This window comes from Bacillus sp. 22483 (genome assembly GCF_052044605.1).
Lineage (GTDB): Bacteria > Bacillota > Bacilli > Bacillales > Bacillaceae > Bacillus > Bacillus altitudinis.
The window spans coordinates 64,850-91,807 of the sequence record NZ_JBQENU010000011.1; the positions used below are offsets into that span (position 1 = coordinate 64,850).

The following is a 26,958-nucleotide window of genomic DNA, read 5'->3' on the forward strand; positions in this document are numbered from 1 at the left end:
CAGGAACAGAAAAACGCCTGACAGTGATGTCAGGCGTTCTTTGTTATGCGTTCGCTTGTTTTGCTTTTTCAGCTTCCATTTTTGCATAATGTTCTTCAGCGATTTTATCGATTTCTTTTTTCAGTTCTTCGACCATTGTTTCTTCTGGTACTTTCCGAACAATTTCACCTTTGCGGAATAAGAGGCCTTCACCTCTAGCACCAGCGATGCCGATATCAGCTTCACGCGCTTCACCCGGACCGTTTACAGCACATCCGAGAACAGCTACTTTAATTGGTGCTTTAATTTTAGAAATATATTCTTCGACTTCATTTGCAATGCTAATGAGGTCAATTTCAATTCGTCCACAAGTTGGACAAGAGATGAGTGTGGCTGCATTTGATGCAAGGCCAAATGATTTTAATAATTCACGTGCCACTTTGACCTCTTCGACCGGGTCAGCACTTAATGAAATACGGAGTGTGTTACCAATCCCCATATTCAAGATTGCGCCAAGACCAGCAGCACTTTTGACCGTACCTGCAAATAACGTACCTGATTCTGTAATCCCAAGATGAAGAGGATAATCAAAGGCTTTTGCTGCTTTTTCGTATGCCTCAATCGCAAGGTTTACATCAGATGCTTTCATACTGACAATGATGTCATGAAAGTCTAGGTCTTCTAAAATTTTAATGTGATGCAGTGCACTTTCAACCATACCATCTGCTGTTGGATAGCCGTATTTATCAAGAATCTTTTTCTCGAGCGAACCGGCGTTTACCCCAATACGAATTGGAATGCCTTTTTCTTTTGCAGCTTTCACAACAGCTTCGACTTTTTCTCGTCTTCCGATGTTTCCTGGGTTGATACGAATTTTGTCTGCACCTGCTTCAATCGCTTTCAGTGCAAGCTTGTAGTCAAAATGAATGTCGACAACAAGGGGAATGTTGATTTGTTTTTTAATGTCCGCAATCGCATTTGCTGCACGCTCATCTGGGCATGCGACACGCACGATTTGACAGCCAGCTTCTTCTAAACGTTTAATTTCAGCTACTGTCGCTTCGACATCATGTGTTTTGGTTGTCGCCATACTTTGAATGACGACTTCATTGTTTCCACCTATAGTTAAAGGTCCCACTTTGACGGGACGCGTTTTTGTACGATGTGTGACTTCACTCACTTGTCAATCGCTCCTTAGTGTACATGCAATTCGTTTGCAGTGTACGACGTGTTTTACATCTCATATTGTAACAGTCTCTTCGTATGAATGACAAGGAATTAACGTTTTATCTCTTATAGACCGGAAACTTGTATGTGCTGCCTGCCCGAATTTCGTTCGCTTTGACGCCTTGATTCAGTGCTTCAAAGTCTTCGATCACTTCATCTAATGGCTTACTTGTATGTACGATAGAGACGACGGTTTGACCTTGTTTAACAGTGACAGTTTTATATGCCTGTTTTTCAGCTGTTTGAAAGGCGCTGGCGGGAACAGCAGGGCCTTCCTGAACGGGGATCGTTCCATTTTTCAAATCAAAAAAGATAATAAAGAGGACAAACAAACTGACTAGTAAAAAAATAATTCGCCGCATTTTACTCACCGCTTTTAAGAGTTTACTTCAGTGTATGCATGTCCTGAGTTGATAGAACCAAAAAGAGTGAAAAAGCTAGGGAAGGGCGGTTCTAGTGAGTTCTATTATGACTTGTAATCGGAAAAATCTTTGATAAGCCGAAGCGCTTTCTTTATTATGATAAAATAAAAAAAGGGGGAGAGTATATGAAGAAAATCAGTCAAAATATATATGTAAGAACACTAACAGAAAGTGATGCAGAAGCACTATTAACACTTGAACGAGAAAACCGCACCTATTTTCAGCAATTTACTCCTTTGGTTCAGGATGATTTTTTTACTGTACCTCGTCAAAAGGAACGGATTAACCGCAGTATGCAAAGGCGTGCAAAAGATGAAGCCTATATGCACGGTATTTTCTTAAATGAAACAGATGCATTAATTGGAACGATCTCACTCCATTCTGTTGAAAGAGGACCGATTCAAGGGGCTTTGCTTGGATATGTGCTTGATGAAAGGCAAGGCGGGAAGGGGTATATGACAGAGGCGATTCGTTTGATTATCGATTATGCCTTTTATGAACTGTACCTTCACCGCATTGAGGCTGGCGTAAAACCATCTAACATTGGTTCCATTCGTGTGCTTGAGAAGACAGGGTTTGAAAATGAGGGACTTCATCGTAAAAAAGTAAAGATCAATGATAAGTGGGAGGATCACTATATGTTTGCGATCATCCATCCAGATGAGTCATAGGGTCAAAACAAATAAAAAAGCTCCCCGAAATGAGGGAGCTTATTTTTTTGCAGGTATTTCTTTAACGACAAGATATAAGAAAATAAAGTTAATCACCCAATTTAATAAAAATGAGTTCGCAACCGGCGTGTTTAATGCACTCATGATGGCGAAAAAGACGGTTGTTAATGTGAGTGAATAGGCAGAGAGCTTCCAAAGCATTTGAAAGGACAGCTCTTTTTGCTGCATTCGTTTAATAAATGTACCAAGCATGGCTAGGAATGTTGCGCTGATGAACATGAGAGCAGCAGTAGATAGGTACAGCAGGACACAAATGACAGGGATAATGATCGCTTGATTCTGGTTTGTGACGCTGGCAAGTTCATCTTTTGTGAGTGTTCCGCCAAGCAGCTGGTATGGAATATCTGTCATTTGTCCGTCAATGGCAATCACTGCTTTTTCTTTCAATAACGCAATGGCTGTTTGTTTTGATTCAAGCTCACTTGATTTTATTTTTTCAGCGGGATCAAAGATAATCGTGATGCCGTTTTCTTCTTTTTCGATCGGCGTGCTTTGATCCGCTTGAAGCGTTCCTTTTTCAATGGAAAAGTCGGGTAAATCTTTTTTAATCACATGCTGAAATCCTGACATCGCATTTGAAATCTCTTGGCTCATATGATAGCCCTGGGGGACAGCTGCGATGATCGAAAGGATAAAGATGAATAAAATGGCCTTTCCAATCCCAGTAAAACGTGCTCTGGCAATATCTTTTGGTGAATAAATTCCTTTTAACAATAAACTAAATACGTTCAACCGATTCACTTCCTACATTCTTTTCTATTTCTCACATTGTATCAATGTCTATCCATCCAGTACAAGTACGGCCTTCATTACTGGTTAAGATAGAAGGAATGAGGCATAATGTATACAGCATATAAAAAGGAGGCGGCTGCGGATTGGACGTGCTGTATTGGGTTTTGATCGGCTGTGCATTTATCATTGCGTTTGTGGGACTTGTCTATCCAATCATTCCTAGTGTGGTTTTCATGGTTCTTGGGTTTATTTTATATGGGCTCTTTTTTAGCTTTGAGAAATTGACGCTCACCTTTTGGCTCATTCAAGCCATGTTTACAGCTGTGTTATTTGCCGCGGATTATGTCTCCAATCTGATTGGGGTGAAACGCTTTGGCGGCAGCCAGGCGGCCATTTGGGGAAGTACCATTGGGCTTTTAGCCGGTCCTTTTGTGATTCCGATTGCTGGAATTATCATTGGTCCATTTATCGGCAGTGTCATCGCAGAGCTGCTCGTTCATCAAAAAGATCTGAAGACAAGTGTGAAAGTGGGGCTTGGCTCATTAATTGGTTTTGTGTCAGGCGTATTTGCAAAAGGGTTGATTCAAGCACTGATGCTGGGAATCTTTTTGTTTTATGTGCTTCGCTAAATGCAAAATCGGTGTTTAACACTCTTTCTGAAGGGTTAAATACAAAATAAACACTGAAATGTTTCAGATCATGAGCAATAACGTTGAAACAAGCCGTTTCTTTTGATACTCTTTGATTAGGGTGAATTGCTTGCTTACTAAGGAAGCATTTCAGTACATACATTTCTAAGGAGGAATTTAACCATGGCTTTTAAACTTCCAGAATTACCATATGCTTACGATGCATTAGAACCACATATCGACAAGGAAACAATGACGATTCACCACACAAAACACCACAACACTTATGTAACAAACTTAAACAAAGCAATCGAAGGTGTATCAGCTCTTGAAGATCAATCAATTGAAGAGCTAGTGGCTAACTTGAACTCTGTGCCTGAAAACATTCGTACAGCTGTACGTAACAATGGCGGAGGACATGCGAACCACTCATTATTCTGGACGCTTCTTTCACCAAACGGTGGCGGCGCACCAACTGGTGAACTTGCAGATGCGATCGAAAAAGAATTAGGCGGATTTGAAAAATTCAAATCTGATTTCGCTGCAGCAGCTGCAGGACGCTTTGGTTCTGGTTGGGCATGGCTTGTTGTGAACAATGGCAAACTTGAAATCACAAGCACACCAAACCAAGATTCTCCTTTAACTGAAGGAAAAACACCAATCCTAGGACTAGACGTTTGGGAGCATGCTTACTACCTAAACTACCAAAACCGTCGTCCTGATTACATTTCAGCATTCTGGAATGTTGTGAACTGGGATGAAGTGGCTCGCCTTTACAGCGAAGCTAAATAAATGATTTGATTTTAAAAGGCCTGCTTCTCTCTGAGAGCGGGTCTTTTTATATTTTCCCTCCTTTTTTTACATATCTGCCTTTTGATGAGACAGACTATTGTGTAGAAAAGGAGAATGAATGATATGAGCAGATTAAAGAAAATGTTCGGGGACATGGATGTCACAAGAGATTTATTGCTCCTCCTCACGATTGGTGGATTATACGCACTTGCGATTGCGCTTTCGAATACGTTTGTGAACGTGTATTTATGGAAACAGTCTGGGCGATTTACAGACCTTGCGATTTATAACTTGGCAATTGTTGTCCTTCAGCCCATTACCTTTTTATTTGCTGGACGGCTCGCTAAAAAAATAGATCGTGCATTTGTCCTTCGTTTCGGTGTCATCTTCTTAGCCGCTTTTTACTTAATTGTTCTCATGGCAGGAGAGCAAGCGGCAGCTCGGCTCGTGTTATTAGGCAGTGTGCTTGGAATCGGCTATGGTTTTTACTGGCTTGCCTTTAACGTGCTCACTTTTGAGATTACTGAACCTGAAACAAGGGATTTCTTTAATGGATTTTTAGGAGTGCTTACCTCTACAGCCGGTATGATCGGGCCGCTCATTGCAGGAATTGTCATTTCTCAATTAACGGATGATACAGGCTATACAGTGATTTTCACTTTATCGCTTTTTTTGTTTTCACTAGCGGTTGTGATGAGTTTTTTCCTCAAGAGGAGACAATCAAAAGGAAAATTTATCATTAAGCAAATTTGGAAAGAGCGCCATGCGGACGAGAATTGGCGTAAGATCACAACTGCTCACTTTTTTCAGGGGCTCCGTGAAGGCGTGTTTGTCTTTTTAATCAGTGTCTTTGTGTTTATTGCAACAAACAGTGAGCTTGCTTTAGGCACATTTGGTCTAGTCAATTCAGGTGTTGCCTTTTTTGCCTATTTTTTTGCTACTCGTTTGATTAAGAAAAAATGGCGCAAAAAAGCGATTATGTTTGGCGGGCTTATTTTATACGGCGCTTTATTTTTAATCGTCTTTCACTTGTCCTATGTATCACTGCTTATGTACGCAGTAGCCATTGCGATTGGCTACCCGCTTCTGCTAGTTCCGTATGTCTCTTTAACTTACGATGTCATCGGTCATGCCAGATATGCAAGAAAAGCCCGAATTGAATATATTGTCGTCAGAGAACTATTTTTAAATACAGGGCGTATTTGTTCGATTGTCTTTTTTCTTTTATCTGTCACCTTACTGGGCGATCGGCTTGGGATTCCTGCTTCACTTGTCGTACTCGGAGCGGGGCACACCCTTATTTATTATTTTGTAAAGGACATTCATTTAAAAGAGAAAACAGCTGATATAGAAGAGGCTGACGGTCAAAAGCCTGTTTCTCAAACGAACCTTATGAAGGGAGAAAGGTAAAATTTCTTACCAATGGAACATCAAATTTCTAGATAAATGATAGAAAAACCGCTAAAATGATGATGGCACCTTTTATACACAAAAAGGGGTGCCATTTCTTTCTTGATAGAAAAGGTGATGTGATGAGAAACAAGAAAAACAAAAAAGACGCGAAGGAAGGGCGCAAAACACTTCCGATCCGGCTGAATTTATTATTTTTAGCTGCGTTCATTATTTTTACCGGTGTTGTGGTCAGACTCGGTTTTGTGCAGATTGTGAATGGAGAAGATTATAAAAAGCAGGCAGAAAAACAAGAAGACGTGAATGTCAGCTCATCTGCTCCGCGCGGAAAAATTTATGATCGAAACTATAACACGATTGTCAGCAATAAAGCGCTAAATGCCATTACATATACGAGAACCTCGACGACTTCACAAGAAGAGCGGCTCAAAGTGGCAAAAAAATTAGCGGATATGATTCACGTAAGTACGAAGAAAATCACAGATCGTGATAAAAAAGATTTCTGGATCTTAACCCATCCGAATGAAGCGAAAAAGCTTGTTCAAAAAGAAGCCGATTTAAAGGGTGACGATAAGGTCTCTGATGATAAACTATACGAGCTCCAGCTGAAACGCATCACAGACAAGGAATTAAATCAACTGACGAAAAAAGATTTGCAAGTGCTTGCGATTAAAAGACAAATGGATGCAGGCTATGCACTTACGCCTCAATTCATAAAAAATGAAGACGTTAAACCAAGTGAAATTGCTTACGTCTCTGAGCATTTGGACGAGCTACCAGGTGTAGATGTCACAACAGACTGGTCGCGCAGCTATCCTTATAAAGGACTGCTCCGCAGTATGCTCGGCAGTGTGTCTTCAAGTGATGAAGGTCTTCCGTCGTCTCTGCTTGAACATTATCTATCACTCGGCTACAGCCGAAATGATCGTGTAGGAAAAAGCTATCTTGAATATCAATATGAAGATGTGCTACAAGGTCAAAAAGAAAAAGAACAAAGTACAACGGATAAAGAAGGCAATGTCACAAGCTCTAAAGTGTTAACAGAAGGAAAGAGCGGGAAAGACCTTGTGCTGACGATTGATATTCAGCTGCAAAAAGCGGTGGAAAAAATCATCGAAAAGAACTTGAAAAGTGCGAAGCAAAGAGGCGGAACAGAACTTCTTGATCGTGCGTTTGTTGTCATGATGGACCCGAGAAATGGGGAAGTGCTCTCGATTGCGGGTAAACAGATTACCAATAAGAATGGGACATACAAATTTGATGACTATGCACTAGGAACGATGACATCATCATATGCGATGGGATCAGCAGTAAAAGGGGCAACTGTGCTGACAGGTTATAAAACAGGCGTCCTTCACATTGGAAGCACCCAATACGATGAACCGCTCTATATCGCTCAGTCACCGCCGAAAAAATCCTATCAAAATATGGGACTCATTAATGATTTAACCGCACTAGAACGTTCATCAAACGTATATATGTTTAAAACAGCGATTGCAATTGGGAAAGGGGAATATCGTAAGAATCAGCCGCTCCCAATTGATACAAAGGCGTTTGATACGTTCCGTTACAATTTTAGTAAATTTGGTCTTGGAGTTGAGACAGGTATTGACCTGCCAAACGAAGCAACCGGCTATCGTGGAACGTCTACACAATCCGGTCTTTTACTTGACTATGCGATTGGACAATATGACACGTTTACACCGCTACAAATGGCGCAATACGTTTCAACGATTGCCAATGGTGGCTATCGTTTACGTCCTCAGCTCGTAAAAGAAGTGAGAGAGCCAGATCCGCAAAGAGGCATTGGGGCTGTAACGGAGTCCGTCAAGCCGGATGTACTGAATAAGCTCGATATGACAAGTGATGAGATCAAACGCGTACAGCAAGGATTCAAGCTTGTGATGCAGAACCCAAGAGGCACAGCATATTCGAACTTTGGCAACAAAAAATACAATCCAGCTGGCAAAACAGGGACCGCTCAATCATTCTATGACGGCCCGATTAAAAGCAAACGAGGCACACCGACGTATAACACAACACTTGTTGCGTATGCGCCTGCTGATAATCCAGAAGTAGCGATTTCAGTTGTCGTGCCTTGGGTGTATCAAGATTACAACCAGCGCTATCCGATTACAAATGATATTGGTGAACAAGTATTAGACAAGTACTTTGAACTGAAATCGAAACAGGAAAGCAACGACACACAAGCGAAGAACAAAAACAAAATTGAAAATGAAGCAGAAACAAATAACTAGACCTATTCTAGGTAAAAACGCTCACTTTTTGTGGGCGTTTTTTTATATTTTCTACAAACTTTTCGATATAAATTGACAAAAATCATAAAAAACCCCGCAATTTCTCTACAAATCTTCGACATTTACAAAACCTTAACATTCCATTTAAACGAAATTAATAAAGAACCTTTAATGTATTACTCGTAGGACAAATTATTCAGGGGGTATTCTTGAAATGAAAAAGAACAAATTATGGCTGCTTACTTTCCTTACTATCGCATTGTTAGCATTCGTCACAGCATGCGGAAACAGCAGCTCAAGCGGAGATTCAAAAGACAGTAAAGGAAATGCTTCAAACAAAGATGAGGCATCAGGTTCCATTACCATCTCAGGATCATCTGCGATGCAGCCTTTAGTTCTTGCGGCAGCAGAAAAATTCATGGATAAACATCCAAAAGCCGATATTCAAGTACAAGCCGGCGGTTCAGGAACAGGACTTTCTCAAGTATCAGAAGGATCTGTACAAATTGGGAACTCAGATGTATTCGCAGAAGAGAAAGACGGAATCGACGCAAAAGCTTTAAAAGACCACAAAGTAGCAGTTGTTGGAATGGCGGCAGCTGTTAACCCTGAAGTTGGTGTCAAAGACATCACAAAGGACGAATTGAAAAAAATCTTCACTGGTAAAATCAAAAACTGGAAAGAGCTTGGCGGGAAAGACCAAAAAATCACACTTGTGAACAGACCAGACTCATCAGGAACTCGTGCAACATTTGTGAAATATGCACTTGACGGCGCGACTCCTGCAGAAGGAATCACAGAGGATTCTTCAAACACAGTGAAAAAGTTGATTGCAGAAACACCAGGTGCGATTGGGTACCTAGCATTCTCTTATTTAACAGATGACAAAATTACACCGCTTAGCATTGATGGTGTGAAACCAGAAGAAAGCAATGTAGAAAGCGGTAAATATACAATTTGGGCATACGAGCACTCTTATACAAAAGGTGAGCCAGAAGGTTTAGCAAAACAATTTTTAGATTACTTGATGAGTGACGAAGTACAAAAAGAAATCGTTAAAGACCAAGGCTACATCTCAGTCTCTAATATGAAAGTAGAAAGAGACGCAACAGGCAAACAAACAGATAAGTAAAAGGTCTTGAATTGATGATGAAGGAAAAGTGGAGCTTTTCACTTTTCCTTTTATGACATTCATAGGAGTGTAGAAAAAGATGAAACAGATAGAACATACAGAAGCGAGCGATCGACTGATCAGCTCGAAAAAAAATAGGCAAATGGATGAAGTAAGAGGAAGTATTTTGGTGAAATTTTGCGCATTCTTAATGATTGCTGTATCAATCGCCATCACGATCTTCCTTGGTATTAAGGGTTTACAATCTTTCATCGTAAATGGTGTAAGCCCAATTGAGTTCTTAACCAGTATCAATTGGAACCCTACAGCAGAAAATCCGCAATACGGCGCATTTCCGTTTATCTTTGGATCAATCGCTGTCACGCTTCTATCAGCACTCATAGCAGCACCGCTAGGCATCGCAGGAGCGATCTTTATGACAGAAATTGCACCTGCATGGGGACGAAAAATTCTCCAGCCAGTGATTGAACTGCTTGTAGGGATTCCATCCGTTGTTTACGGATTCATAGGTCTTACAGTATTGGTGCCGTTTATTGGACACTTCAAGTCAAGCGGTTCAGGGCACAGTGTTTTAGCAGGAACGATTGTCCTGTCTATTATGATTCTGCCGACTGTTACATCCATTGCAACTGATGCAATGGCTTCACTTCCAAAAAGTTTACGTGAGGGATCGTATGCATTAGGCGCAACAAGATGGCAAACGATCAGACGTGTTCTTGTACCGGCAGCGCTTCCGACATTAATGACAGCGGTCGTGCTTGGAATGGCAAGAGCATTTGGAGAAGCCCTTGCCGTTCAGATGGTCATTGGAAACACGCGTAATCTACCAGAAAGTATTATGGACACAGCTGGTACATTAACAACCATTATTACGTTAAACATGGGACATACAACGTATGGAAGTGTTGAAAACAATACACTTTGGTCAATGGGACTTGTCCTTCTAGTTGTATCATTTATGTTCATACTCATTATCAGATACTTGTCATCTAGGAGGAAGATTTAATGAATAGCAAAATGACCGATCGTTTTGCCACAATTGTTTTTGGATTATGTGCCGCCATTATTACGGCGATACTTGTTGGCTTGTTTTCTTATATCATCTTCAACGGTGCCAAAGAATTAAATTTTGACTTTTTGACTACCCGCTCAAGTGCGATTGGCTCTGGCGGCGGTATCAGGGATCAGCTGTTTAACTCGTTTTATATTCTATTTATTACGATGCTGTTTACCGTGCCTCTTGGCGTGGGCGGTGGGGTGTACATGGCAGAATATGCACCTCAAAACAAAGTGACTGATTTTATTCGTACATGTATTGAAGTGTTATCGTCTCTGCCATCGATCGTCATCGGTATGTTTGGTTTGCTGATGTTTGTTAATTTAACAGGATGGGGCTATACGATCATCGGAGGAGCCCTTGCGCTAACTGTCTTTAATCTGCCAGTGATGGTCAGGGTGACAGAAGATGCACTTCGATCTGTACCGAAGGATCAAAAGGAAGCATCGCTTGCGCTCGGTGTGACAAAGTGGCATACAGTGAAGACGGTTCTGATCCCAGGTGCGATTCCATCCATTATTACCGGAGCGATTTTAGCATCGGGAAGAGTTTTCGGTGAGGCGGCTGCTCTTCTTTTCACAGCAGGTCTTTCAACACCGCGTCTTGATTTTACAAACTGGAGTCCTTTCTCCGATACGTCACCACTGAATATTTTTAGACCGGCAGAAACATTAGCCGTTCATATATGGAACGTCAATACACAGGGGATTATTCCAGATGCAGAGGCCATTGCAAATGGTGCATCAGCCGTACTTGTGCTCTCTGTATTAGTATTCAACTTAGCAGCTAGATGGCTTGGTTCATTTATTCATAAGAAGCTTACGTCAAAATAAATAGTGAGAGGTGTGAAGGGGATATGGTTCAAATGCTAGCAGAAAAAAAAGAGATTGCAGCAAAAAAGGCTCCACTTCAAGCGGAACAGATTCTACAGGTGCAGGATTTAAGTATTTATTATGGTGAAAAAAGAGCAGTCAATCAAATTTCATTTGAAATTGAAAAAAATGCAATCACTGCATTAATCGGCCCATCAGGGTGCGGAAAATCGACTTTTTTACGCAGCATTAACCGCATGAACGACCTAATTCCAGGTGCACGAAGTGAAGGGGCGATCATGTACGAAGGGCTAAATATTTTGGATGACCGTATTAATGTGGTGAATTTAAGAAGGGAAATCGGGATGGTCTTCCAAAAGCCAAATCCATTTCCTAAATCCATCTATAATAACATTACGCATGCACTAAAATATGCGGGTGAAAAAAGGAAATCAGTGCTTGATGATGCGGTAGAAGAAAGCTTAATAAAGGCAGCGCTATGGGATGAGGTCAAGGATCGCTTGCACCGCTCTGCCTTATCATTATCAGGCGGCCAGCAGCAGCGCCTCTGTATTGCACGTACCCTTGCGATGAAACCTAGCGTGCTTTTATTAGATGAACCGGCTTCTGCCTTAGACCCGATCTCAAATGCAAAAATCGAAGAATTATTATCGGAATTGAAACATGATTATTCGATTGTCATTGTCACACACAATATGCAGCAAGCGTTACGTGTATCTGATCATACAGCCTTCTTCCTGAACGGTGATCTAGTGGAATACGATGCGACTGAACGTATCTTTACACGTCCTGCGCAGCAAAAAACAGAAGACTATATTAATGGTCGATTCGGATAAGGCGGGTGGATTTTGATGAATGCAGTAGCAACTGAAACAGCCAAAAAAGAAGTGTTTCGTGTGAATGATATGAACCTTTGGTACGGACAACATCACGCACTGAAGCATATTGATTTAGACATTAAAGAGCATGAGGTCACAGCGATTATCGGTCCGTCCGGATGCGGAAAGTCAACATTTATAAAGACCTTAAATCTCATGGTCAAAACAGTGCCAGGTGTGAAAATCACCGGGGATATGATGTATAATGGTGACAATATTTTAAAAGGCCGTGTCGATCTAGTGGAACTGCGTAAAAACGTCGGGATGGTCTTTCAAAAAGGAAACCCATTCCCTCAATCTATTTTTGATAATGTCGTCTATGGACCAAGAATTCACGGGGTGAAGAGCAAGCAGCAATTGAAAGAAATCGCTGAAAAAGCGCTTCGTGATGTTGCCCTTTGGGATGAAGTGAAAGATCGATTAAGTGCGCCTGCATTAGGTCTTTCCGGCGGTCAGCAGCAGCGTCTTTGTATCGCAAGAGCCATTGCCACAAGCCCGGATATTCTATTAATGGATGAACCAACATCTGCGCTTGATCCTGTTTCAACATTAAAGATTGAAGAATTGATCATGAAACTGAAAGAGAAATACACGATTGCCATTGTGACACATAACATGCAGCAAGCGGCAAGGGTATCCGACCGAACAGCGTTCTTCTTGATGGGCGAGCTTGTTGAGGTCAATGATACGAATGTGATGTTTTCAGAGCCAAATGATCAAAGAACAAATGATTATATATCAGGACGATTTGGATAATCAAAAACCCCCTGGAGGTCAATGCCGTCAGGGGGTTTTTGATGTTATTTTGTTAAGGCTTTGACGATTTGTTTGAATGTCATACCTGTTTTTAAATTAAATTTGCCGGCACGAATTTCTTTATGGTAGCCTGCGTCTATCACGTAATCATTAAAATCTTTAGACGAGTTGATGATTCCGTCCTTTTCAAGCATGTCTGAAACATCACTTGTGCTCATACCGTTTTTAATCACGAATTTAACCGTTTTGCCTTTTGGCTTGTCCGTTGTTTGTTTATCGTTCTGAGAATCGCCGTCTTCACTTGCTTTCAGCGCTTTTTCTTTATAATCAAGAAGTTGTTGATATGTTTCACGGCTGACGGAGACTTCTTTTTTAGAGTCTAAGTAATTTTTCACGTCAGTGTCTGTCACTTTCGCTGCGAGGGTTTCTTTTGTTGTAGAATCAGCTGCCGCTTCATCTTTTCCAGTAAGGAAAAAGACGATCGCCAGAACACCAGTTGCAAGAATCATACCTGCTGCAAACGTTTGGATGCTTTTTTTCGTCATACAAGCACCCTCTCGTTGTCTTTAATGATCATGTTCACATCTTCTACAGATACATGCTCAGCGCGCGCAATGGCCTCAGGAGACATGCCATTTTGATGCTTTGAAATGATTTGTCTTGCAATAGATGGATCAATTTCTGAATGCTTGCGGACAACGATGTTTGTTTCAAGCAATTCTTCTTCAAGAACCTTCATTTTCTTTTTCAGTTTATAGATTTCTTGCATTGCAGATAGTTGAAGTGTTTCAAGTTCCTGTTCGACTTCTTTAATCGGCTCTCTTTGAAAATATGAGAATGCGATCAGTACAATACTGACAACAAGCAATCCGATAATTGCAATTTCCATGTTTCATCACCTTTTATTCATATTTTAATGCTGAAAGCCAAAAAAGGCTCTCATGTTTGTTTCAGACAGTTTTCGACCCTTCTTTTTTATACCATAAAAAAGCTAGTTTCAAAAGGAATTGCTGAAAAAATCACCTTTTTTTCATCATTTTTCTTTTTATAGGGAAACCGAGTATGAAAACCTTGCCCGCTGTTAAAATAAAAGAAGACGGATCAGATGAAAAAAAGCTGTGGAACAAAGAGGGGGTTCTCATGTATACAGTACGACAAAGAACGTGTTTTTATAGGGGAGAAGGCGATTTTTCATCACATGACCAGACAATATGGATCAGGATGCGGGTGGAATGCATTGAAAAATGAAATTGGTGAAAAAACATTCTAGCATTCCTTAGCTAGAAGTGGTATTATAGTTAGGTCTGAATGTGAATTGATTTTAGTTTGGAGGGAAAAACATGCGCGTAAATATTACTCTAGCTTGCACTGAATGCGGTGAGCGTAACTATATTACTAAAAAGAATAAGCGAAACAATCCAGATCGCGTTGAATTCAAAAAGTATTGCTCACGTGATAAAAAACAAACTTTACATCGTGAAACAAAGTAAGCAGCAGGGAATTTTCCTGCTGTTTTTTTATGATGGGAGATGAACCTGTATGAAAAAGGAGCTCCGCCTTCAAACATTAGCCATGCTTGATCAGATAAGCGCTGAAGAGTTCAATCGCCACGCCGCTCTACTTCATGAACACGTGTTGCAGCTGCCAGCATGGAAACAGGCGAAAACGATTGCTTTGACTATGTCTAGGGGAAAAGAAATACCGACAATGCCTCTGATTGAAAAAGCGTGGGAAGAAGGAAAAACAGTTTGTATTCCCACCTGTTTTCCGAAAACAAAAGAGATGGTGTTTTATGAATATACACCTGAAACAAAGATGAAATCCAGCTACTTTGGGCTATTGGAGCCAGACCCTCTTGAGTCTACAGCTGTACATAAAGAAGCCATTGATTTGATCATTGTCCCTGGGGTGTGCTTCGATCAGCACGGCTACCGTATCGGTTACGGAGGCGGCTATTATGATCGCTACTTAGCGGACTACCACGGGGTAACCATTGCCCTTTGTTTGTCTTTACAGCAGACAAGGCATATTCCGGCTGAAACGCACGACATACCGGTGTCTATGATTGTCAGTGAAAAAGGTACGTTATATCAAAAGTGAAAGCCCGCTCATTGTCCAAAAACGGGCTTTTTGTGTTGAGATCGTTTCATTAGCTCATGGCATTTTAGCTAGTAGGAGGCGTGTTTTGAAAAAATTTCGAGGAAAGAAAAGATACTTCCGTAATTTGTGGGAGGAAGTGAATACTTTTGACTTACAACTTGATCATGATTATTGGTTCGATTTTTTTCATACCCATCTTGATTTTTGGGGTGTTGGGAAAAATAGCTTGAAAATAAGAAGAGAGCATATTAAAGCTAATGTCGCCTTGTACAATAGAACACTCAAGCTGCTTGAAGGTTTTGAAAAGCCATATCAAACATGGATTTGTATTTACGAACAAGATCCTGCATTAGACGCAGTATATATCCATACACCAAATCCAAACGATCACAACTTCCCGCACAAGATCGAAGAGTTAGAGTGGAATGGTAAACTGCCTCATACGTTCAAGGATTTGATTGATCTTCAACAATTTGATGTAGCTTATCTTCAAACAGAGTATGGAGAAGAGTTTTATATTCAATCAAAAGAACAAGGGATTAGGCTGTGAAAACTGACTAATAAAAGACGCCATTGTCAGCGATAAAAATGATGGTTCATGCATAAACAAATCCTATTTAAGCCACGATACGAACATAGGAGGGAATATGATGAATAAAATGATTTGGAGCATTGTGTTCACACTGTTTGCATTCGTTCTTGTGCAAAATCGTTATCGGCTCATGAATTTGATCTTAGGTCAAAACCAAGTGCGTCACTTTTTTATTAAATGGCTGATGAAAATCCCATATTTTCGGACGAAATTTATTCGCCAAGCATTCTAATCCCGCAAAAGCCGGGATTTTTTTGTTGAGAAATGCGTATAAGAGTAATTCTTGCTATAATAATGTAAAAAATGGAGCGCGAATGAATGAATGTCATAGATAGTCTATTTTGGCGAGTGATTGATGAACTCAGACAAAAAGGATACGAGATGATTCAAAGTCCGTACCCAGAAGATGAAATCTTTTTTGAAGCACCACGAAACTCAGGATATGATCTCATCCGTCTATATAGAAGAGATGTGAATTTTAGACAGGAGATCGTTCGAGATATGGAAGAGCAGGCCTTTCGGATGAATCAGTTGAGAGAAGCCATGCGTAAACGTTCTCTTCATCTCCTGCAGCTACAATTTACAGCTGATCATCCAGTAGATGATTGGGAAGACATAAACGGTCAACCGCAAAAACAGCAAAAGGTAACGGTGACACCTGTTTTACTGAATGAAGAAACCCTTCAAAACGATGGACACGAGCTGCAAAAATGGCTGAATACATCACTTTCGATTGATGTAGAAGAGGCGAAGGCAGATACAGTCGAAGATGTGATGCAGCTTAAAATGAACGTGCTTCAGGCATTTCAAGATCAGGAAAAGCAGCGTGAACGAGAACGGGCCGTTTTTCAAAATGGCAGACCGATTTTTACCTACTTGTTAATCGCAGTTCAAGTGGTGATGTTTCTTTTACTTGAATTATCTGGTGGAAGTACCAATACAGCCACTTTAACAGCATTCGGTGCGAAAAATAATGTGCTGATTTTAGAGGGTGAATGGTGGCGTTTTGTGACACCTATGTTTTTACACATTGGTTTGACGCATTTACTCTTTAATACATTTGCTCTTTGGTCCGTTGGAGCGGCTGTTGAGAGAATTTATGGTTCAGGAAGATTTTTGCTCATTTATTTAATTTCCGGCATCTTTGGCTCCATAGCGAGCTTTGTGTTTAATACAGCCATCGCAGCAGGAGCATCAGGTGCGATCTTTGGCTGTTTAGGCGCATTGTTATATTTAGCGATCTCTAACCGGAAGCTCTTCTTTCGTACGATGGGGACAAATATTATCGTGATTATCCTCATCAACTTAGGGATAGGTTTCACTGTATCAGGGATTGATAATGCAGGGCATCTTGGGGGGCTTGCTGGCGGATTTTTAGCCGCTTTAGCGGTCCGTCTTCCTAAACAGTTTCAGCCTGTCAAAATGCTTCTTGCTAGTCTTCTTCTCCTCCTTATTGGCGGCTTTGGATTGTATACAGGGTTTCATTCAGACGATCAAAAAGAAGCGGCGGCAACTAGCGAGGCAGCGAGTTTATTTGATGAAAAGCACTATAGCGAAGCAAGTCAGCGTCTAGAGGAATATGTAAAGCAAAAGGATGCCTCAGCTGAAGCACTTCATATATATGCGCTTTCCGAAGCGCAGCTTGGACATCTTGACAAGGCCATTGAGTATTTGCAAAAGTCGCTTGAAAAAGATCCAAATGAGCCGAATAAATTGTATCACTTATCGTTGTTATATGTAGAAAAAGGCGAGACAGCGGAAGCAGACGACTTCATCGAAAAAGCATTAAAACAAGATCCGCAAAATGACCAATTTTTAAAGTTGAAACAATATATTGAAAACACTCAAACACGTTGAATGACTTGACTGAAAGCGTATTTATGAATACGCTTATCCTATCTGTTGATTTAGAGAAATGGTGAAAATAATGAAAACGTTATATGATGTACAGCAGCTGCTCATGAGATTTGGAAATTACGTATATTTCGGAGATCGTGAAGTGGAATTAGAATTTATGGCAGATGAATTGAAGGAAATGTACACATCGGGTATCATCGATCGAACTGAATGGTCAAACGCAATGACCATCCTTCAAATGGAACTAGCCAAATTAAATCGAAAAACAATGTGAAGGTGGAGGACATATGACAGGGGATTGGTTTGTAGGAGTTGATCTTGGCGGTACGACAATTAAGCTTGCGTTTATTAATCTTTATGGTGAAATTCAGCATAAGTGGGAGATTCCTACGGATAAATCTGGGCAGACAATTACAGTCGACATTGCCAAGTCAATTGACCATAAACTAGTTGAGATCAGCATGCCGAAATCAGCACTAATTGGGATCGGTATGGGAGCACCTGGACCAGTGGATAAAGTATCCGGAATTGTCTATAAAACAACGAATCTGGGCTGGACAAACTATCCCTTGAAAGACCATTTAGAGGCAGAGACAGGACTTCCATCTGTCATCGAAAATGATGCGAATATTGCTGCACTCGGTGAAATGTGGAAGGGTGCAGGTGATGGCGCCAAAAACATCCTGATGGTTACACTGGGCACAGGGGTTGGCGGCGGTATTATTGTCAATGGAGAAGTGGTTCAAGGCGAAACAGGTGCTGGTGGAGAAATTGGTCATATTTGTGCCGTTCCATTTCAAGGAGCACCATGTAACTGCGGGAGAACAGGCTGTATTGAAACCATTGCGTCTGCCACAGGTATCGTCCGAATCGCAAAGGATACATTACAAACAAAGAGCCATACATCATCACTTGGCTCACTTACTTCGCTGTCTGCAAAGGATGTATTTGAGGCAGCAGAAAACGGAGACGAACTGGGGATGCGTGTCGTAGATGAAGTGACAACCCATCTTGGTCTTGTCCTTGCGAATCTGGCTAGTGCCTTAAACCCAACAAAAATCGTCATTGGCGGGGGTGTATCTAAAGCAGGCGAGCTTCTTCGCAGTAAAGTAGAGCGTGTCGTCAAACATCATGCCTTCCCCCCATGTGCTGAGGATGTTGAAGTGGTAATTGCCTCACTAGGAAACGATGCAGGCGTGATCGGCGGTGCATGGATGGCAAAAAACAAGTGGCTGTCTTGAACAAAAATGTCATAATGATGTCATTTTTATTAAAATCAGCGATAGATAGGCATGAAATTGAATGATGAGCATATTCATAAGTTTGTCATGGGGAAAAAGACATTGATTTTCCAGCATAGACAGGATAAGATATACTTTAGTTATTTTTGAAGAAGCACCAATAATTGGGGATGTCCCTAACCTGAGTGCGTTTTTAGCATAAGGAGGTTACAATGCGAAAGAAAAGATTAAAGGCGATGTCATTTTTACTGATTGCGACTTTGTTAATGTGGGTGAAAACCTATGTTATCTATAAATCTAGCTTTAATATCAAAATTGAAAATTTCATGCAGGAATTTATCCTGTTTATTAATCCGCTTAGCTTTCTCTTGTTTATCTTCGGTATCGGTTTATTCTTTAAAGAAAAAAATCGCAATCGATATATCATCGTGACGAGTTTTGTTCTGACATTTATTTTGTTAGCTAACATTGTATTTTATCGATTCTACAGTGATTTTCTAACCATCCCCGTCCTATTTCAAACAAACAATATGGGTGACCTCGGGTCAAGTATTACCTCTTTAATTGAACCAGTTGATTTTCTGATGTTTGTTGATATCATCATTTTAATTTGGCTCTATAAAAAACAGCCTTCCTTTAGAACAGATGTAACGATTTCACGTAAGGGACGTGCAGCTTATTATTTATTTGTGGCAGCCACTTTCTTCTTTAACCTTGGTCTGGCTGAAACAGAAAGACCAGAGCTGTTAACTCGTTCATTTGACCGTGAGATGCTAGTGAAAAACATCAGCTTATATAACTTCCATATTTATGATGGGGTTCTGCAATCGAAGCAATCCGCTCAGCGAGCACTTGCCGACAGCAATAGCTTAACTGAAATTGAAAACTATGTAAGCGCAAATCAAACAGACCGTAATGAAAAGACGTTTGGTCAAGCAAAAGGACGAAATGTCATTCTAGTATCGCTTGAGTCTACTCAGAGCTTTGTGATCAATGAAAAATTGAATGGGAAAGAGATCACCCCGTTCTTAAACAAATTGATCAAGAAAAGCTACAATTTCAGTAATTTCTATCATCAAACGGGTCAAGGGAAAACATCCGACTCCGAGTTTATTGTTGATAATTCACTCTATCCGCTTGGAAGAGGAGCTGTATTTTTCACAAATCCAAGCAACGAGTTCAAAGCCGCACCTGAGTTGTTAAAAGAGAAAGGCTATCATTCTTCTGTTATTCATGCGAATAACAAAAGTTTCTGGAACCGTGACCTGATCTATGACAGCTTTGGCTACGACAAATTTTTTGATATTAAATCATTCGATGTAAATGAAGAAAATTCAGTTGGCTGGGGACTAAAAGATGGTCCGTTTTTTGAGCAGTCAGTAGATTTAATGAAAACGATCCCGCAGCCGTTCTATACGAGATTGATTACATTAACGAACCATTTTCCATTTGACTTAGATGAAGAAGATAAGCTCATTGATGAATATGACTCAAAGAGCAAAACGTTGAACAAATACTTCCCTACAGTGCGTTATCAAGATGAGGCACTAAAGCTTTTCTTTAAAAAAATGAAGGAAGCAGGGTTATACGATAACTCCATTTTTGTGTTATATGGGGATCACTACGGGATTTCTGAAAACCATAACGAAGCAATGGGACAATTCTTAAACAAAGACATTACACCTTTTGAAGAAGTTCAGCTTCAAAAAGTACCATTTGTTGTACACATTCCTGGCATCACGGATAAACATCCAAAAGAGATTGATACAGTTGGCGGCCAAGTGGATATCCGTCCAACAGTCATGAACCTTCTAGGAATCGATACAAGCAAGCAAATTCAATTTGGTCATGACCTATTATCAAAAGATACAAATGACTTCACAGTGCTTCGAGATGGAAGTTTTATTACGAAGGACAGTGTTTTCACAGCTGGTGTGTGCTACAACAAAGAAACGGGTGAGCCGAGAGAAGATGAGTCTGGTTGTCAGTCTTATGAAGAAAAGGCAAAACAAGAGCTTCAATTCTCTGATCAAATTATCTATGGAGATCTCCTTAGATTTTATGACCGAAACAACTCGGACCATTCACCATCTAAAAAAGAAGATGACACTGAGCTAAAAAAGGCGTCTTAATTTAAAAGAAAACCTCTGCTATTTACATGCAGAGGTTTTCTTTTTTTACTTACTGGTTCATATAGTGTGAGAGGAGGGATGTAAATGAACATAACGTCGTTTGGCACAATTGAATGGCATCTGGGTGAAGCAAGGAAGGAGGATGTGGCAAAGCAGCTTGGTATAGGGAAAGAAGCTTTCTATTTGTCCAATCAGTCAAATACTGAGCACCTCCTTTTACCGGGGTATAGACTTCCAGAAGGGACCCATTCATTTCAATCGGTAGGTGATGTGCAAAGCTTCATTGCGCCTTACCGGCTCCAGCAATCAGATGATTGGATCAGCGGAACATTTGAATATGATAGCACTCACTTAGAAGGAGAGCTTCAATATTTGAAAGCTGTTTTTCCTTTTCTTCAGATGAGTGTGATTGGTCAATCAGTGCTTGATACGCCCATTTATGAAATCCGTACGGAGCCTGTACAACATTTACATTCCATACATGTTAATGCCTCTTTTCATGCAAATGAATGGATCACGACCTCCGTTTTATTAAAATGGCTTAAATCACTTTGTTTAGCGGCCTCTGACCCAGTGCAAGCAAGACATCATGAAGCGGTTCGTATATTGCAGACCACTGCTTTATCTATTGTACCCATGGTAAATCCAGACGGTGTTGATTTGGTTCGCAATGGTCCAGAATCTTTAGGGCTGTGCCGTGAGGAGTTCGCGCCGCTAAATGGAGGATTTTCCGATTATCGAGAATGGAAGGCAAATATTCGAGGAATTGATTTAAACAATCAATTTCCTGCTTATTGGGAAATCGAATATTATCGTAATAAGCCGAAGGCACCGTCTTATAGGGATTTCCCAGGGCATCAGCCGTTAACAGAACCAGAAGCGAAAGCAATGGCACATCTCGCCTTACGAAAACGCTTTGACCGGCTAATTGCCCTTCATACACAAGGAGAAGAGATATACTGGGGTTTTCTTGGCCACGAACCGGCCATTTCAAAAGAGACGGTCAAACGGTTAGAACGGGTGAGCGGTTACAAAGCGATTCAATATCTTGATAGCTATGCAGGTTATCGAGATTGGTTTATTTATCAATGTAAAAGTGAGGGCTATACGGTGGAACTTGGGCGAGGAAAGAACCCGCTTTCTATGAGTCAATTTGATTCGATCTATGAAAAAACAAAGCGGTTATTGTGGGAAGCATGTAAGTATTAAAAGCACCTAACCGGTGCTTTCAGCGTGTAGACAAACCCTCGCATTCGGTGTCAGTCCTGCGCTTCGGTGCTCACGAATGTTAAATTCGCTACGCGCCGATGCTCGTCCTTCCTAGGGCTGCAAAGGTTTTCTATCACGCTGAAAAGAAGACAAAGGGCTAAAATAAAGTTCATTTTAGCCCTTTGTCAACAATCTGAAAGCACCTAATCGGTGCTTTTAATACGTTCAAACCAATCAATTTCTTATGGTCAATAAAAACCGTGTTGAAGTGATTGACGAGAGCATCCCTGTAAGCTATTGTGAAAGAGTGGATGTAAAAAAAAGGATATGAATTAGGGAGATGTCGATGATTGAATGCTCAAAGCCTGTGGAAACGGAATTTTACTTATCTATTTGTTTCTAAAATGTGTAAAATTACTGCTGATAGTTTATCTTTTAACACCATTTTGTGGCTTTTAGTGCTAGGGGGAAAAGGAGCAATTGGAACAGCATTTTTTATTGCCGTTAGTTTTGTCCCTCAAGCCATTATTGGGCCGTTTATTACCCCAATGATGAAGCCGCATCAATTGAAATTTTGGATGTGCTTTGCTGATTTAACTCGGGCGGCGATTATACTTGTGATTGTGGTGAGTTATTTTTATGATTTTTCTCCTTTAGCACTCATCATTGGCGGTATGTTGCTGCATTCAGCGACTGGTGGTTCCTATGAACCAGCTTCGGTGTCTATTATTCCAAAGCTTGTGCATGAAGATGTGATACAAAAGGCGAATGCAACCATTCAATCAGCCAGTCATGTGGTCAGGCTTGTGACTGTGACGATTTGTGGTGTCATGATTGCATTTGTAGGGGTAGGATATACAATGCTTGTCATTATTCCTCTTTACCTCATGTCCGCTTTGCTGGTTTTGCTGATTACATATAAAACGGAAGCGATCATGGATAAAGGAAAAAAAGGATTATCATACGGAAAACGATTAATAAGGGGATTTTCACTTGTGAAAAGTCATCATATTTTGTTTCCATTAGCCATTTTTTGTGTCTGCTCCAATTTTGCTGCGGCACCGTGGGAGGCATTGTCGGTTATTTATTTAACAGAAGATTTACATAGTGGACCAGTAGTATATTCATTCATCAAAGTGACCACGGCATTAGGTGCATTTTTGATGGGATTCGTTTTAACAAAGGTGAAAGTGAATCGATACGGTCTGTTGTTTATCGGGGCAGGGATCGTTGATGGAATTGCATTTTTCATTACAGGGATGAATGCCTTATTACCACTTGTGTTTATATCTGCATTTGCCTTAGGTGCAGCCATCAGTGCAGTCAATGTACCTGAACATACGATGATTCAATTGTCAGTAAAAGCGGAGGATCAGCCGCAAGTGTATGCGATTATTAACATGATCTCGTATTTAATGATACCGTTAGGCGCTCTCATTGGTGGCTATATGGCGACGTTATTCGGTTCAGGATATGTCATTGCAGCTGGTGGACTGATCGAAGCCATATCAGGTATATGCCTGCTCCTTTTTACAAATATTGGGAAGGTAGAGAGATCAGATTTGACGATAGAACGGGACAAACCAAGCTTAAACGCCACATGATCATGGCATTTTTGAATCACGATGGGTTACAATGAGAACGAGAAAGAAATAGGATGTCATTGAAAGGAGCAAGAACCATGGCGATAGCAGATGTCACCATCATTCCAATAGGCACTGAGACACCAAGCGTGAGTGCATATGTAGCAGACGTACAAAGACTGTTAGAGGGCTTTCAACAAGAAGGGAAAATCAAATATCAGCTCACACCAATGAATACATTAATTGAAGGGGAGCTATCCGTTTTATTTGAGGTCATTCAGCGTATTCATGAGGCTCCATTTGAAAAGGGTTTACACCGAGTAGCAACCAATATCCGCATAGATGACAGAAGAGATCAAACGACCACCCTTTCAAGCAAATTAGAAAGCGTGAATAAACATTTGAATCAATAGAAAAAGCCTGCTAATTGCAGGCTTTTAATGTGCAGTTGGATAACCGCTATAGATGATGGTCATGACGGTAAACCATCCAAAAACCAAAAATGTGGCGCCAGCGAAAGCAATGGCCAGTACGTTCACTTTTTTGAGTGAGCGATAGATGCCGAGAGCGGCTAAAATCGTGACTAGACCAAAAATAATGACGAGCATCATATGAAAGTCCCCCTTTGTCATCAATCCCCTTGATTTCCTTTCTTTTCATTTTAACCGTTTTCATAAAGCTTGTCGAGTACATTCAAGTTGACGATTGTTTGAATTTTTATTGAATAGCCTTCATAATAAAAAAGAATGAAAAAAGTAGTAGGTGATGAAAATGAATTGGAGAAGAATGCCGCTAGGCTATGTGCAAGCGAACGCATATATTTGGAAAAATGAACAGGGAGAATGTTTAATTTTTGATCCAGGCGGCGAAGCGCAAAAGCTAATTTCTTATGTGAAAGAAAAACAGCTGAAACCACTTGCTGTCTTATTGACACATGCCCATTTTGATCATATTGGTGCAGCAGATGAGGTGCGTCAAGAATGGGGAATTCCGCTTTATGTCCATGAAAAGGAAAAAGAATGGCTGACAAATGCTCAGCTAAACGGTTCAGCTCGACTTATTGGTAACGGAATTACGGTCAAAGAAGCGGAACAATTGATTACGTCAGAAGGACCTCTTCACATTGGATCGTTTACATTAGAAATGTTCCACACACCAGGTCATTCACCTGGCAGTGTGTCTTACTATTCTGCGGAAGAGGGATTTGTAATTTCTGGTGATACTTTATTCCAAGGTGGTATCGGGAGAACTGATTTAACGGGCGGTAATCAAGACGTGCTGCTTCAATCGATACATGACAAATTGTTGTCATTGCCCGAATCAACTCTTGTGTTAAGTGGACATGGCGAGGAAACAACTGTGCTTACAGAACAGGAGCAAAATCCGTTTATCAATGGGTTTTCTTTATAATAGCACGCACGAAAAAAGCATCTCTTTCAAAGGAGATGCTTTTTTCTATTAATGTCCGGTACCGGGAACCATGATGAAAATCGAATAATATGTAAATCCGGCAAAGAAAATCGTCAAGTACGCTCCGAAAATGTAAATATACATTCTTTCGGATAAATTCAAGTAGGATAAAAATACAAAAAGAACGGTTTGACCGAAGAACAGCAAGGATGCATCTTTCATATGTCCTAAATAGAACATGACAGCAAAAATACCCGTCCAAAACCCAAGAACGCGGAACATGCGATTCATTTCTTTCCCTCCCCTTAAAAAACCCCTTTGATTCATATTATAGCTGATGATCACTTGTTATGTAAACATTTACATTTTTGACAACGTGTGAACATTCATTCTTTCGTTAGAAAAAATTTTTTTGAAAAAGTGATGAAAAAGTGTTTATGCCTAAATTTATGAGGGTACTTAGTCCATAAGAGAAAAGGTTAACGACCTAAGGAGGAAGACTAATGAGTGACATTACTTTTTATTCATACCCAAGCTGCACGTCTTGCCGCAAAACAAAACATTGGTTAAAGGCGAATCAAATTGATTTTAAAGAGCGTCACCTTTTCAGAGAAACGCCAACACTAGACGAATTGAAAAAAATCCTTTCCTTAACAACAGAAGGAATGGATGAAATTTTAGCTACTCGAAGCCAAGCTTTTAAAAGCTTAAATTTAAATATTAATGATCTAAAAGTAAATGAGGTACTTCAGCTTCTCATTGAAAAACCAAAGCTGCTCCGGAGACCTATTATCATTGATGGAAATAAATTAGTGGTCGGCTATAATCCAGGAGAACTCATGAAAATTTCAAAAAAGAAAGCGATTCATCAATCGGTTTCCTAATCAAAAACGAAGATCAGCTGAATGATGTTTCAGCCGTCTTCGTTTTTGTGCTGAACTGGGCTAGCTGGGTTCGAACCAACGATCACGGAGTCAAAGTCCATTGCCTTACCACTTGGCTATAGCCCAATATGAAACGTGTAATGCTATTGTTCACCATCTGCGGTCATTTATACATAAAAAGTTGGTTGTCACTAGTTGTAAGTGAAAAAGGAGCGAACGACAGAAATGAAAAATGAAAAATCTGAGCAATTATATGAATTTATTCTTAAAGAAGCCCCTGTCATGACCGAAGAATGGCTGAAAACAAGAACAGAAGAAGGCTCATTATATTCCAAACATGCTTCAGAGGAGACAGAAAAGAAGCTGAAAGAACAAAACACAGCATTTATTCAAACGATTGCAGCAACGTTAGTCACGCTATCAGATAAAGTAGAAGACCATCTAAAAAAGTGGTCAGTTGATATTGCCCGCGATCGAGCTGTTCATGAAGTACCTTTATATGAAATCATCGGACAATTTAAGGTGTTCCGCCACATTTTTTGTTCCAGAATTGAGACCTTTACACAACAAACGGAGCTTGAAGTGACACTCAAAGATGTGTGCGATTGGAATCAGCATTTTCACGCCACATTTGATGACATGATTGCACGTTTATCAGAAGAGTATGACCGCGTGACAATCAATCAGCTTAATGCACAAAGAGAAATGATTCAAGAGCTTAGTGCGCCTGTTATTCCAGTTTCAAAAGAGATCGGTATTTTGCCGCTGATTGGTGAAATTGATACATACAGGGCGAAAATCATTTTGGAATCAGTACTAGAACAGGCATCTAGACTGCGTCTAACCCATTTATTTATTGATATATCTGGCGTTCCCGTTGTTGATACGATGGTTGCTTATCAGCTGTTTAAAGTGGTTGATAGTGCGAAGTTGCTAGGAATTGAGACGATTATATCAGGTATTCGACCAGAAATCGCTCAAACTGTAGTGAAACTCGGCATTGATTTCTCAAAAGTAAATACTGAACACAGCCTTGCAAAAGCTTTAGAAAAAAGAGGATTTCGTATCTTTGAAGAGCAGCAGCAAGAAGCAACGTGAACCAAAAAATGTTACT

At 40.4% G+C, this 26,958-nt stretch carries 31 protein-coding genes and 1 tRNA gene; 24 read left to right on the top strand and 8 right to left on the bottom strand.

Annotated elements, in window-relative coordinates; genetic code table 11:
• Positions 1–43: 43 nt before the first annotated feature.
• On the bottom strand, positions 44–1,159 hold the full coding sequence (gene ispG / locus ACTJJQ_RS15345; RefSeq protein WP_008342357.1) for a flavodoxin-dependent (E)-4-hydroxy-3-methylbut-2-enyl-diphosphate synthase: 1,116 nt from the start codon (positions 1,157–1,159) through the stop codon (positions 44–46).
• Positions 1,160–1,265: 106 nt separating this feature from the next.
• Positions 1,266–1,568, bottom strand: coding sequence for a hypothetical protein (locus ACTJJQ_RS15350; RefSeq protein WP_007501268.1), 303 nt, complete (start codon positions 1,566–1,568; stop codon positions 1,266–1,268).
• Between the two features lie 185 nt (positions 1,569–1,753).
• On the opposite strand from ACTJJQ_RS15350, the gene ACTJJQ_RS15355 reads away from it, so the two are divergent.
• A complete protein-coding gene (locus ACTJJQ_RS15355; RefSeq protein ID WP_017367613.1) occupies positions 1,754–2,299 on the top strand; it encodes a GNAT family N-acetyltransferase in 546 nt (181 codons plus the stop codon).
• Between the two features lie 39 nt (positions 2,300–2,338).
• Here the strand turns inward: ACTJJQ_RS15355 and ACTJJQ_RS15360 are convergent, their stop codons facing one another.
• On the bottom strand, positions 2,339–3,091 hold the full coding sequence (locus tag ACTJJQ_RS15360) for a DUF1189 domain-containing protein (RefSeq protein WP_007501266.1): 753 nt from the start codon (positions 3,089–3,091) through the stop codon (positions 2,339–2,341).
• 143 nt (positions 3,092–3,234) lie between these two features.
• Here ACTJJQ_RS15360 and ACTJJQ_RS15365 point away from each other — a divergent pair, with 143 nt between their 5' ends.
• The 9 genes from ACTJJQ_RS15365 to pstB (ACTJJQ_RS15405) all read left to right on the top strand — a co-directional run bounded on the left by ACTJJQ_RS15365 (position 3,235) and on the right by pstB (ACTJJQ_RS15405) (position 12,836).
• Positions 3,235–3,720, top strand: a complete 486-nt coding sequence (locus ACTJJQ_RS15365; RefSeq protein WP_440600357.1) for a DUF456 domain-containing protein — start codon at positions 3,235–3,237, stop codon at positions 3,718–3,720.
• 183 nt (positions 3,721–3,903) lie between these two features.
• Positions 3,904–4,512, top strand: coding sequence for a superoxide dismutase SodA (gene sodA, locus ACTJJQ_RS15370; RefSeq protein ID WP_007501264.1), 609 nt, complete (start codon positions 3,904–3,906; stop codon positions 4,510–4,512).
• 123 nt (positions 4,513–4,635) lie between these two features.
• Positions 4,636–5,922, top strand: coding sequence for an MFS transporter (locus ACTJJQ_RS15375; RefSeq protein WP_440600358.1), 1,287 nt, complete (start codon positions 4,636–4,638; stop codon positions 5,920–5,922).
• A 122-nt stretch (positions 5,923–6,044) separates the two neighbouring features.
• Positions 6,045–8,180: a peptidoglycan D,D-transpeptidase FtsI family protein gene (locus ACTJJQ_RS15380; RefSeq protein ID WP_440600359.1), complete on the top strand. Its 2,136-nt coding sequence runs from the start codon at positions 6,045–6,047 to the stop codon at positions 8,178–8,180.
• 214 nt (positions 8,181–8,394) lie between these two features.
• On the top strand, positions 8,395–9,312 hold the full coding sequence (locus ACTJJQ_RS15385; protein ID WP_017367609.1) for a phosphate ABC transporter substrate-binding protein: 918 nt from the start codon (positions 8,395–8,397) through the stop codon (positions 9,310–9,312).
• 79 nt (positions 9,313–9,391) lie between these two features.
• Positions 9,392–10,318 carry a phosphate ABC transporter permease subunit PstC gene (gene pstC / locus ACTJJQ_RS15390; RefSeq protein WP_017357999.1) on the top strand — a complete coding sequence of 309 codons (927 nt, stop codon included), beginning with the start codon at positions 9,392–9,394 and terminating at the stop codon, positions 10,316–10,318.
• Complete coding sequence (gene pstA / locus ACTJJQ_RS15395) at positions 10,318–11,202, top strand: phosphate ABC transporter permease PstA (protein ID WP_007501259.1); 885 nt, start codon at positions 10,318–10,320, stop codon at positions 11,200–11,202. The genes pstC and pstA overlap by 1 nt, the downstream gene beginning before the upstream one ends.
• Positions 11,203–11,225: 23 nt before the next feature.
• Positions 11,226–12,038: a phosphate ABC transporter ATP-binding protein PstB gene (pstB, locus tag ACTJJQ_RS15400; protein ID WP_440600360.1), complete on the top strand. Its 813-nt coding sequence runs from the start codon at positions 11,226–11,228 to the stop codon at positions 12,036–12,038.
• 15 nt (positions 12,039–12,053) lie between these two features.
• Complete coding sequence (gene pstB / locus ACTJJQ_RS15405) at positions 12,054–12,836, top strand: phosphate ABC transporter ATP-binding protein PstB (RefSeq protein ID WP_017367606.1); 783 nt, start codon at positions 12,054–12,056, stop codon at positions 12,834–12,836.
• Between the two features lie 44 nt (positions 12,837–12,880).
• Here the strand turns inward: pstB (ACTJJQ_RS15405) and ACTJJQ_RS15410 are convergent, their stop codons facing one another.
• Entirely contained in the window at positions 12,881–13,381 is a 501-nt protein-coding gene (locus tag ACTJJQ_RS15410; RefSeq protein WP_007501254.1) for an endolytic transglycosylase MltG, read from the bottom strand.
• Positions 13,378–13,725, bottom strand: coding sequence for a hypothetical protein (locus ACTJJQ_RS15415; RefSeq protein ID WP_003217285.1), 348 nt, complete (start codon positions 13,723–13,725; stop codon positions 13,378–13,380). The genes ACTJJQ_RS15410 and ACTJJQ_RS15415 overlap by 4 nt, the downstream gene beginning before the upstream one ends.
• 451 nt (positions 13,726–14,176) lie before the next feature.
• Here ACTJJQ_RS15415 and rpmG point away from each other — a divergent pair, with 451 nt between their 5' ends.
• The 11 genes from rpmG to ACTJJQ_RS15470 all read left to right on the top strand — a co-directional run bounded on the left by rpmG (position 14,177) and on the right by ACTJJQ_RS15470 (position 23,963).
• Positions 14,177–14,326, top strand: a complete 150-nt coding sequence (gene rpmG / locus ACTJJQ_RS15420; protein ID WP_008360061.1) for a 50S ribosomal protein L33 — start codon at positions 14,177–14,179, stop codon at positions 14,324–14,326.
• Between the two features lie 49 nt (positions 14,327–14,375).
• Positions 14,376–14,936, top strand: a complete 561-nt coding sequence (locus ACTJJQ_RS15425; protein WP_317327620.1) for a 5-formyltetrahydrofolate cyclo-ligase — start codon at positions 14,376–14,378, stop codon at positions 14,934–14,936.
• Between the two features lie 85 nt (positions 14,937–15,021).
• The gene (locus ACTJJQ_RS15430) at positions 15,022–15,486 is read left to right on the top strand and encodes a hypothetical protein (RefSeq protein WP_440600361.1); all 465 of its coding nucleotides are present in this window, start codon (positions 15,022–15,024) and stop codon (positions 15,484–15,486) included.
• 100 nt (positions 15,487–15,586) lie between these two features.
• Entirely contained in the window at positions 15,587–15,760 is a 174-nt protein-coding gene (locus ACTJJQ_RS15435) for a hypothetical protein (RefSeq protein WP_017367602.1), read from the top strand.
• Positions 15,761–15,846: 86 nt separating this feature from the next.
• The gene (locus tag ACTJJQ_RS15440; protein ID WP_440600362.1) at positions 15,847–17,385 is read left to right on the top strand and encodes a rhomboid family intramembrane serine protease; all 1,539 of its coding nucleotides are present in this window, start codon (positions 15,847–15,849) and stop codon (positions 17,383–17,385) included.
• 70 nt (positions 17,386–17,455) lie between these two features.
• Positions 17,456–17,659 carry a YqgQ family protein gene (locus ACTJJQ_RS15445; protein ID WP_008342322.1) on the top strand — a complete coding sequence of 68 codons (204 nt, stop codon included), beginning with the start codon at positions 17,456–17,458 and terminating at the stop codon, positions 17,657–17,659.
• 13 nt (positions 17,660–17,672) lie between these two features.
• Entirely contained in the window at positions 17,673–18,626 is a 954-nt protein-coding gene (locus ACTJJQ_RS15450) for an ROK family glucokinase (protein ID WP_007501244.1), read from the top strand.
• Between the two features lie 212 nt (positions 18,627–18,838).
• The gene (locus ACTJJQ_RS15455) at positions 18,839–20,758 is read left to right on the top strand and encodes an LTA synthase family protein (protein WP_440600363.1); all 1,920 of its coding nucleotides are present in this window, start codon (positions 18,839–18,841) and stop codon (positions 20,756–20,758) included.
• Between the two features lie 84 nt (positions 20,759–20,842).
• Positions 20,843–21,967 (top strand): M14 family metallopeptidase, encoded by a 1,125-nt coding sequence (locus ACTJJQ_RS15460; protein WP_440600364.1) that lies wholly within the window; start codon positions 20,843–20,845, stop codon positions 21,965–21,967.
• Positions 21,968–22,317: 350 nt separating this feature from the next.
• Complete coding sequence (locus ACTJJQ_RS15465; protein ID WP_081114337.1) at positions 22,318–23,571, top strand: MFS transporter; 1,254 nt, start codon at positions 22,318–22,320, stop codon at positions 23,569–23,571.
• Positions 23,572–23,648: 77 nt separating this feature from the next.
• Positions 23,649–23,963 (top strand): MTH1187 family thiamine-binding protein, encoded by a 315-nt coding sequence (locus ACTJJQ_RS15470; RefSeq protein WP_017367597.1) that lies wholly within the window; start codon positions 23,649–23,651, stop codon positions 23,961–23,963.
• A 24-nt stretch (positions 23,964–23,987) separates the two neighbouring features.
• Here the strand turns inward: ACTJJQ_RS15470 and ACTJJQ_RS15475 are convergent, their stop codons facing one another.
• The gene (locus tag ACTJJQ_RS15475; protein WP_003217333.1) at positions 23,988–24,161 is read right to left on the bottom strand and encodes a DUF2759 domain-containing protein; all 174 of its coding nucleotides are present in this window, start codon (positions 24,159–24,161) and stop codon (positions 23,988–23,990) included.
• 160 nt (positions 24,162–24,321) lie between these two features.
• Between ACTJJQ_RS15475 and ACTJJQ_RS15480 the strand changes: the two genes are divergently transcribed.
• Positions 24,322–24,960 (top strand): MBL fold metallo-hydrolase, encoded by a 639-nt coding sequence (locus tag ACTJJQ_RS15480; protein WP_216942587.1) that lies wholly within the window; start codon positions 24,322–24,324, stop codon positions 24,958–24,960.
• Between the two features lie 48 nt (positions 24,961–25,008).
• Here the strand turns inward: ACTJJQ_RS15480 and ACTJJQ_RS15485 are convergent, their stop codons facing one another.
• Positions 25,009–25,251: a DUF2626 domain-containing protein gene (locus tag ACTJJQ_RS15485; protein ID WP_003217440.1), complete on the bottom strand. Its 243-nt coding sequence runs from the start codon at positions 25,249–25,251 to the stop codon at positions 25,009–25,011.
• A 212-nt stretch (positions 25,252–25,463) separates the two neighbouring features.
• Between ACTJJQ_RS15485 and ACTJJQ_RS15490 the strand changes: the two genes are divergently transcribed.
• Positions 25,464–25,844 carry a Spx/MgsR family RNA polymerase-binding regulatory protein gene (locus ACTJJQ_RS15490; RefSeq protein ID WP_007501232.1) on the top strand — a complete coding sequence of 127 codons (381 nt, stop codon included), beginning with the start codon at positions 25,464–25,466 and terminating at the stop codon, positions 25,842–25,844.
• A 55-nt stretch (positions 25,845–25,899) separates the two neighbouring features.
• On the opposite strand, the gene ACTJJQ_RS15495 is transcribed toward ACTJJQ_RS15490, so the two are convergent.
• Positions 25,900–25,970: transfer RNA gene (locus tag ACTJJQ_RS15495), tRNA-Gln, on the bottom strand.
• A 99-nt stretch (positions 25,971–26,069) separates the two neighbouring features.
• On the opposite strand from ACTJJQ_RS15495, the gene ACTJJQ_RS15500 reads away from it, so the two are divergent.
• Positions 26,070–26,942 carry an STAS domain-containing protein gene (locus tag ACTJJQ_RS15500; RefSeq protein WP_035390819.1) on the top strand — a complete coding sequence of 291 codons (873 nt, stop codon included), beginning with the start codon at positions 26,070–26,072 and terminating at the stop codon, positions 26,940–26,942.
• Positions 26,943–26,958 lie beyond the last annotated feature (16 nt).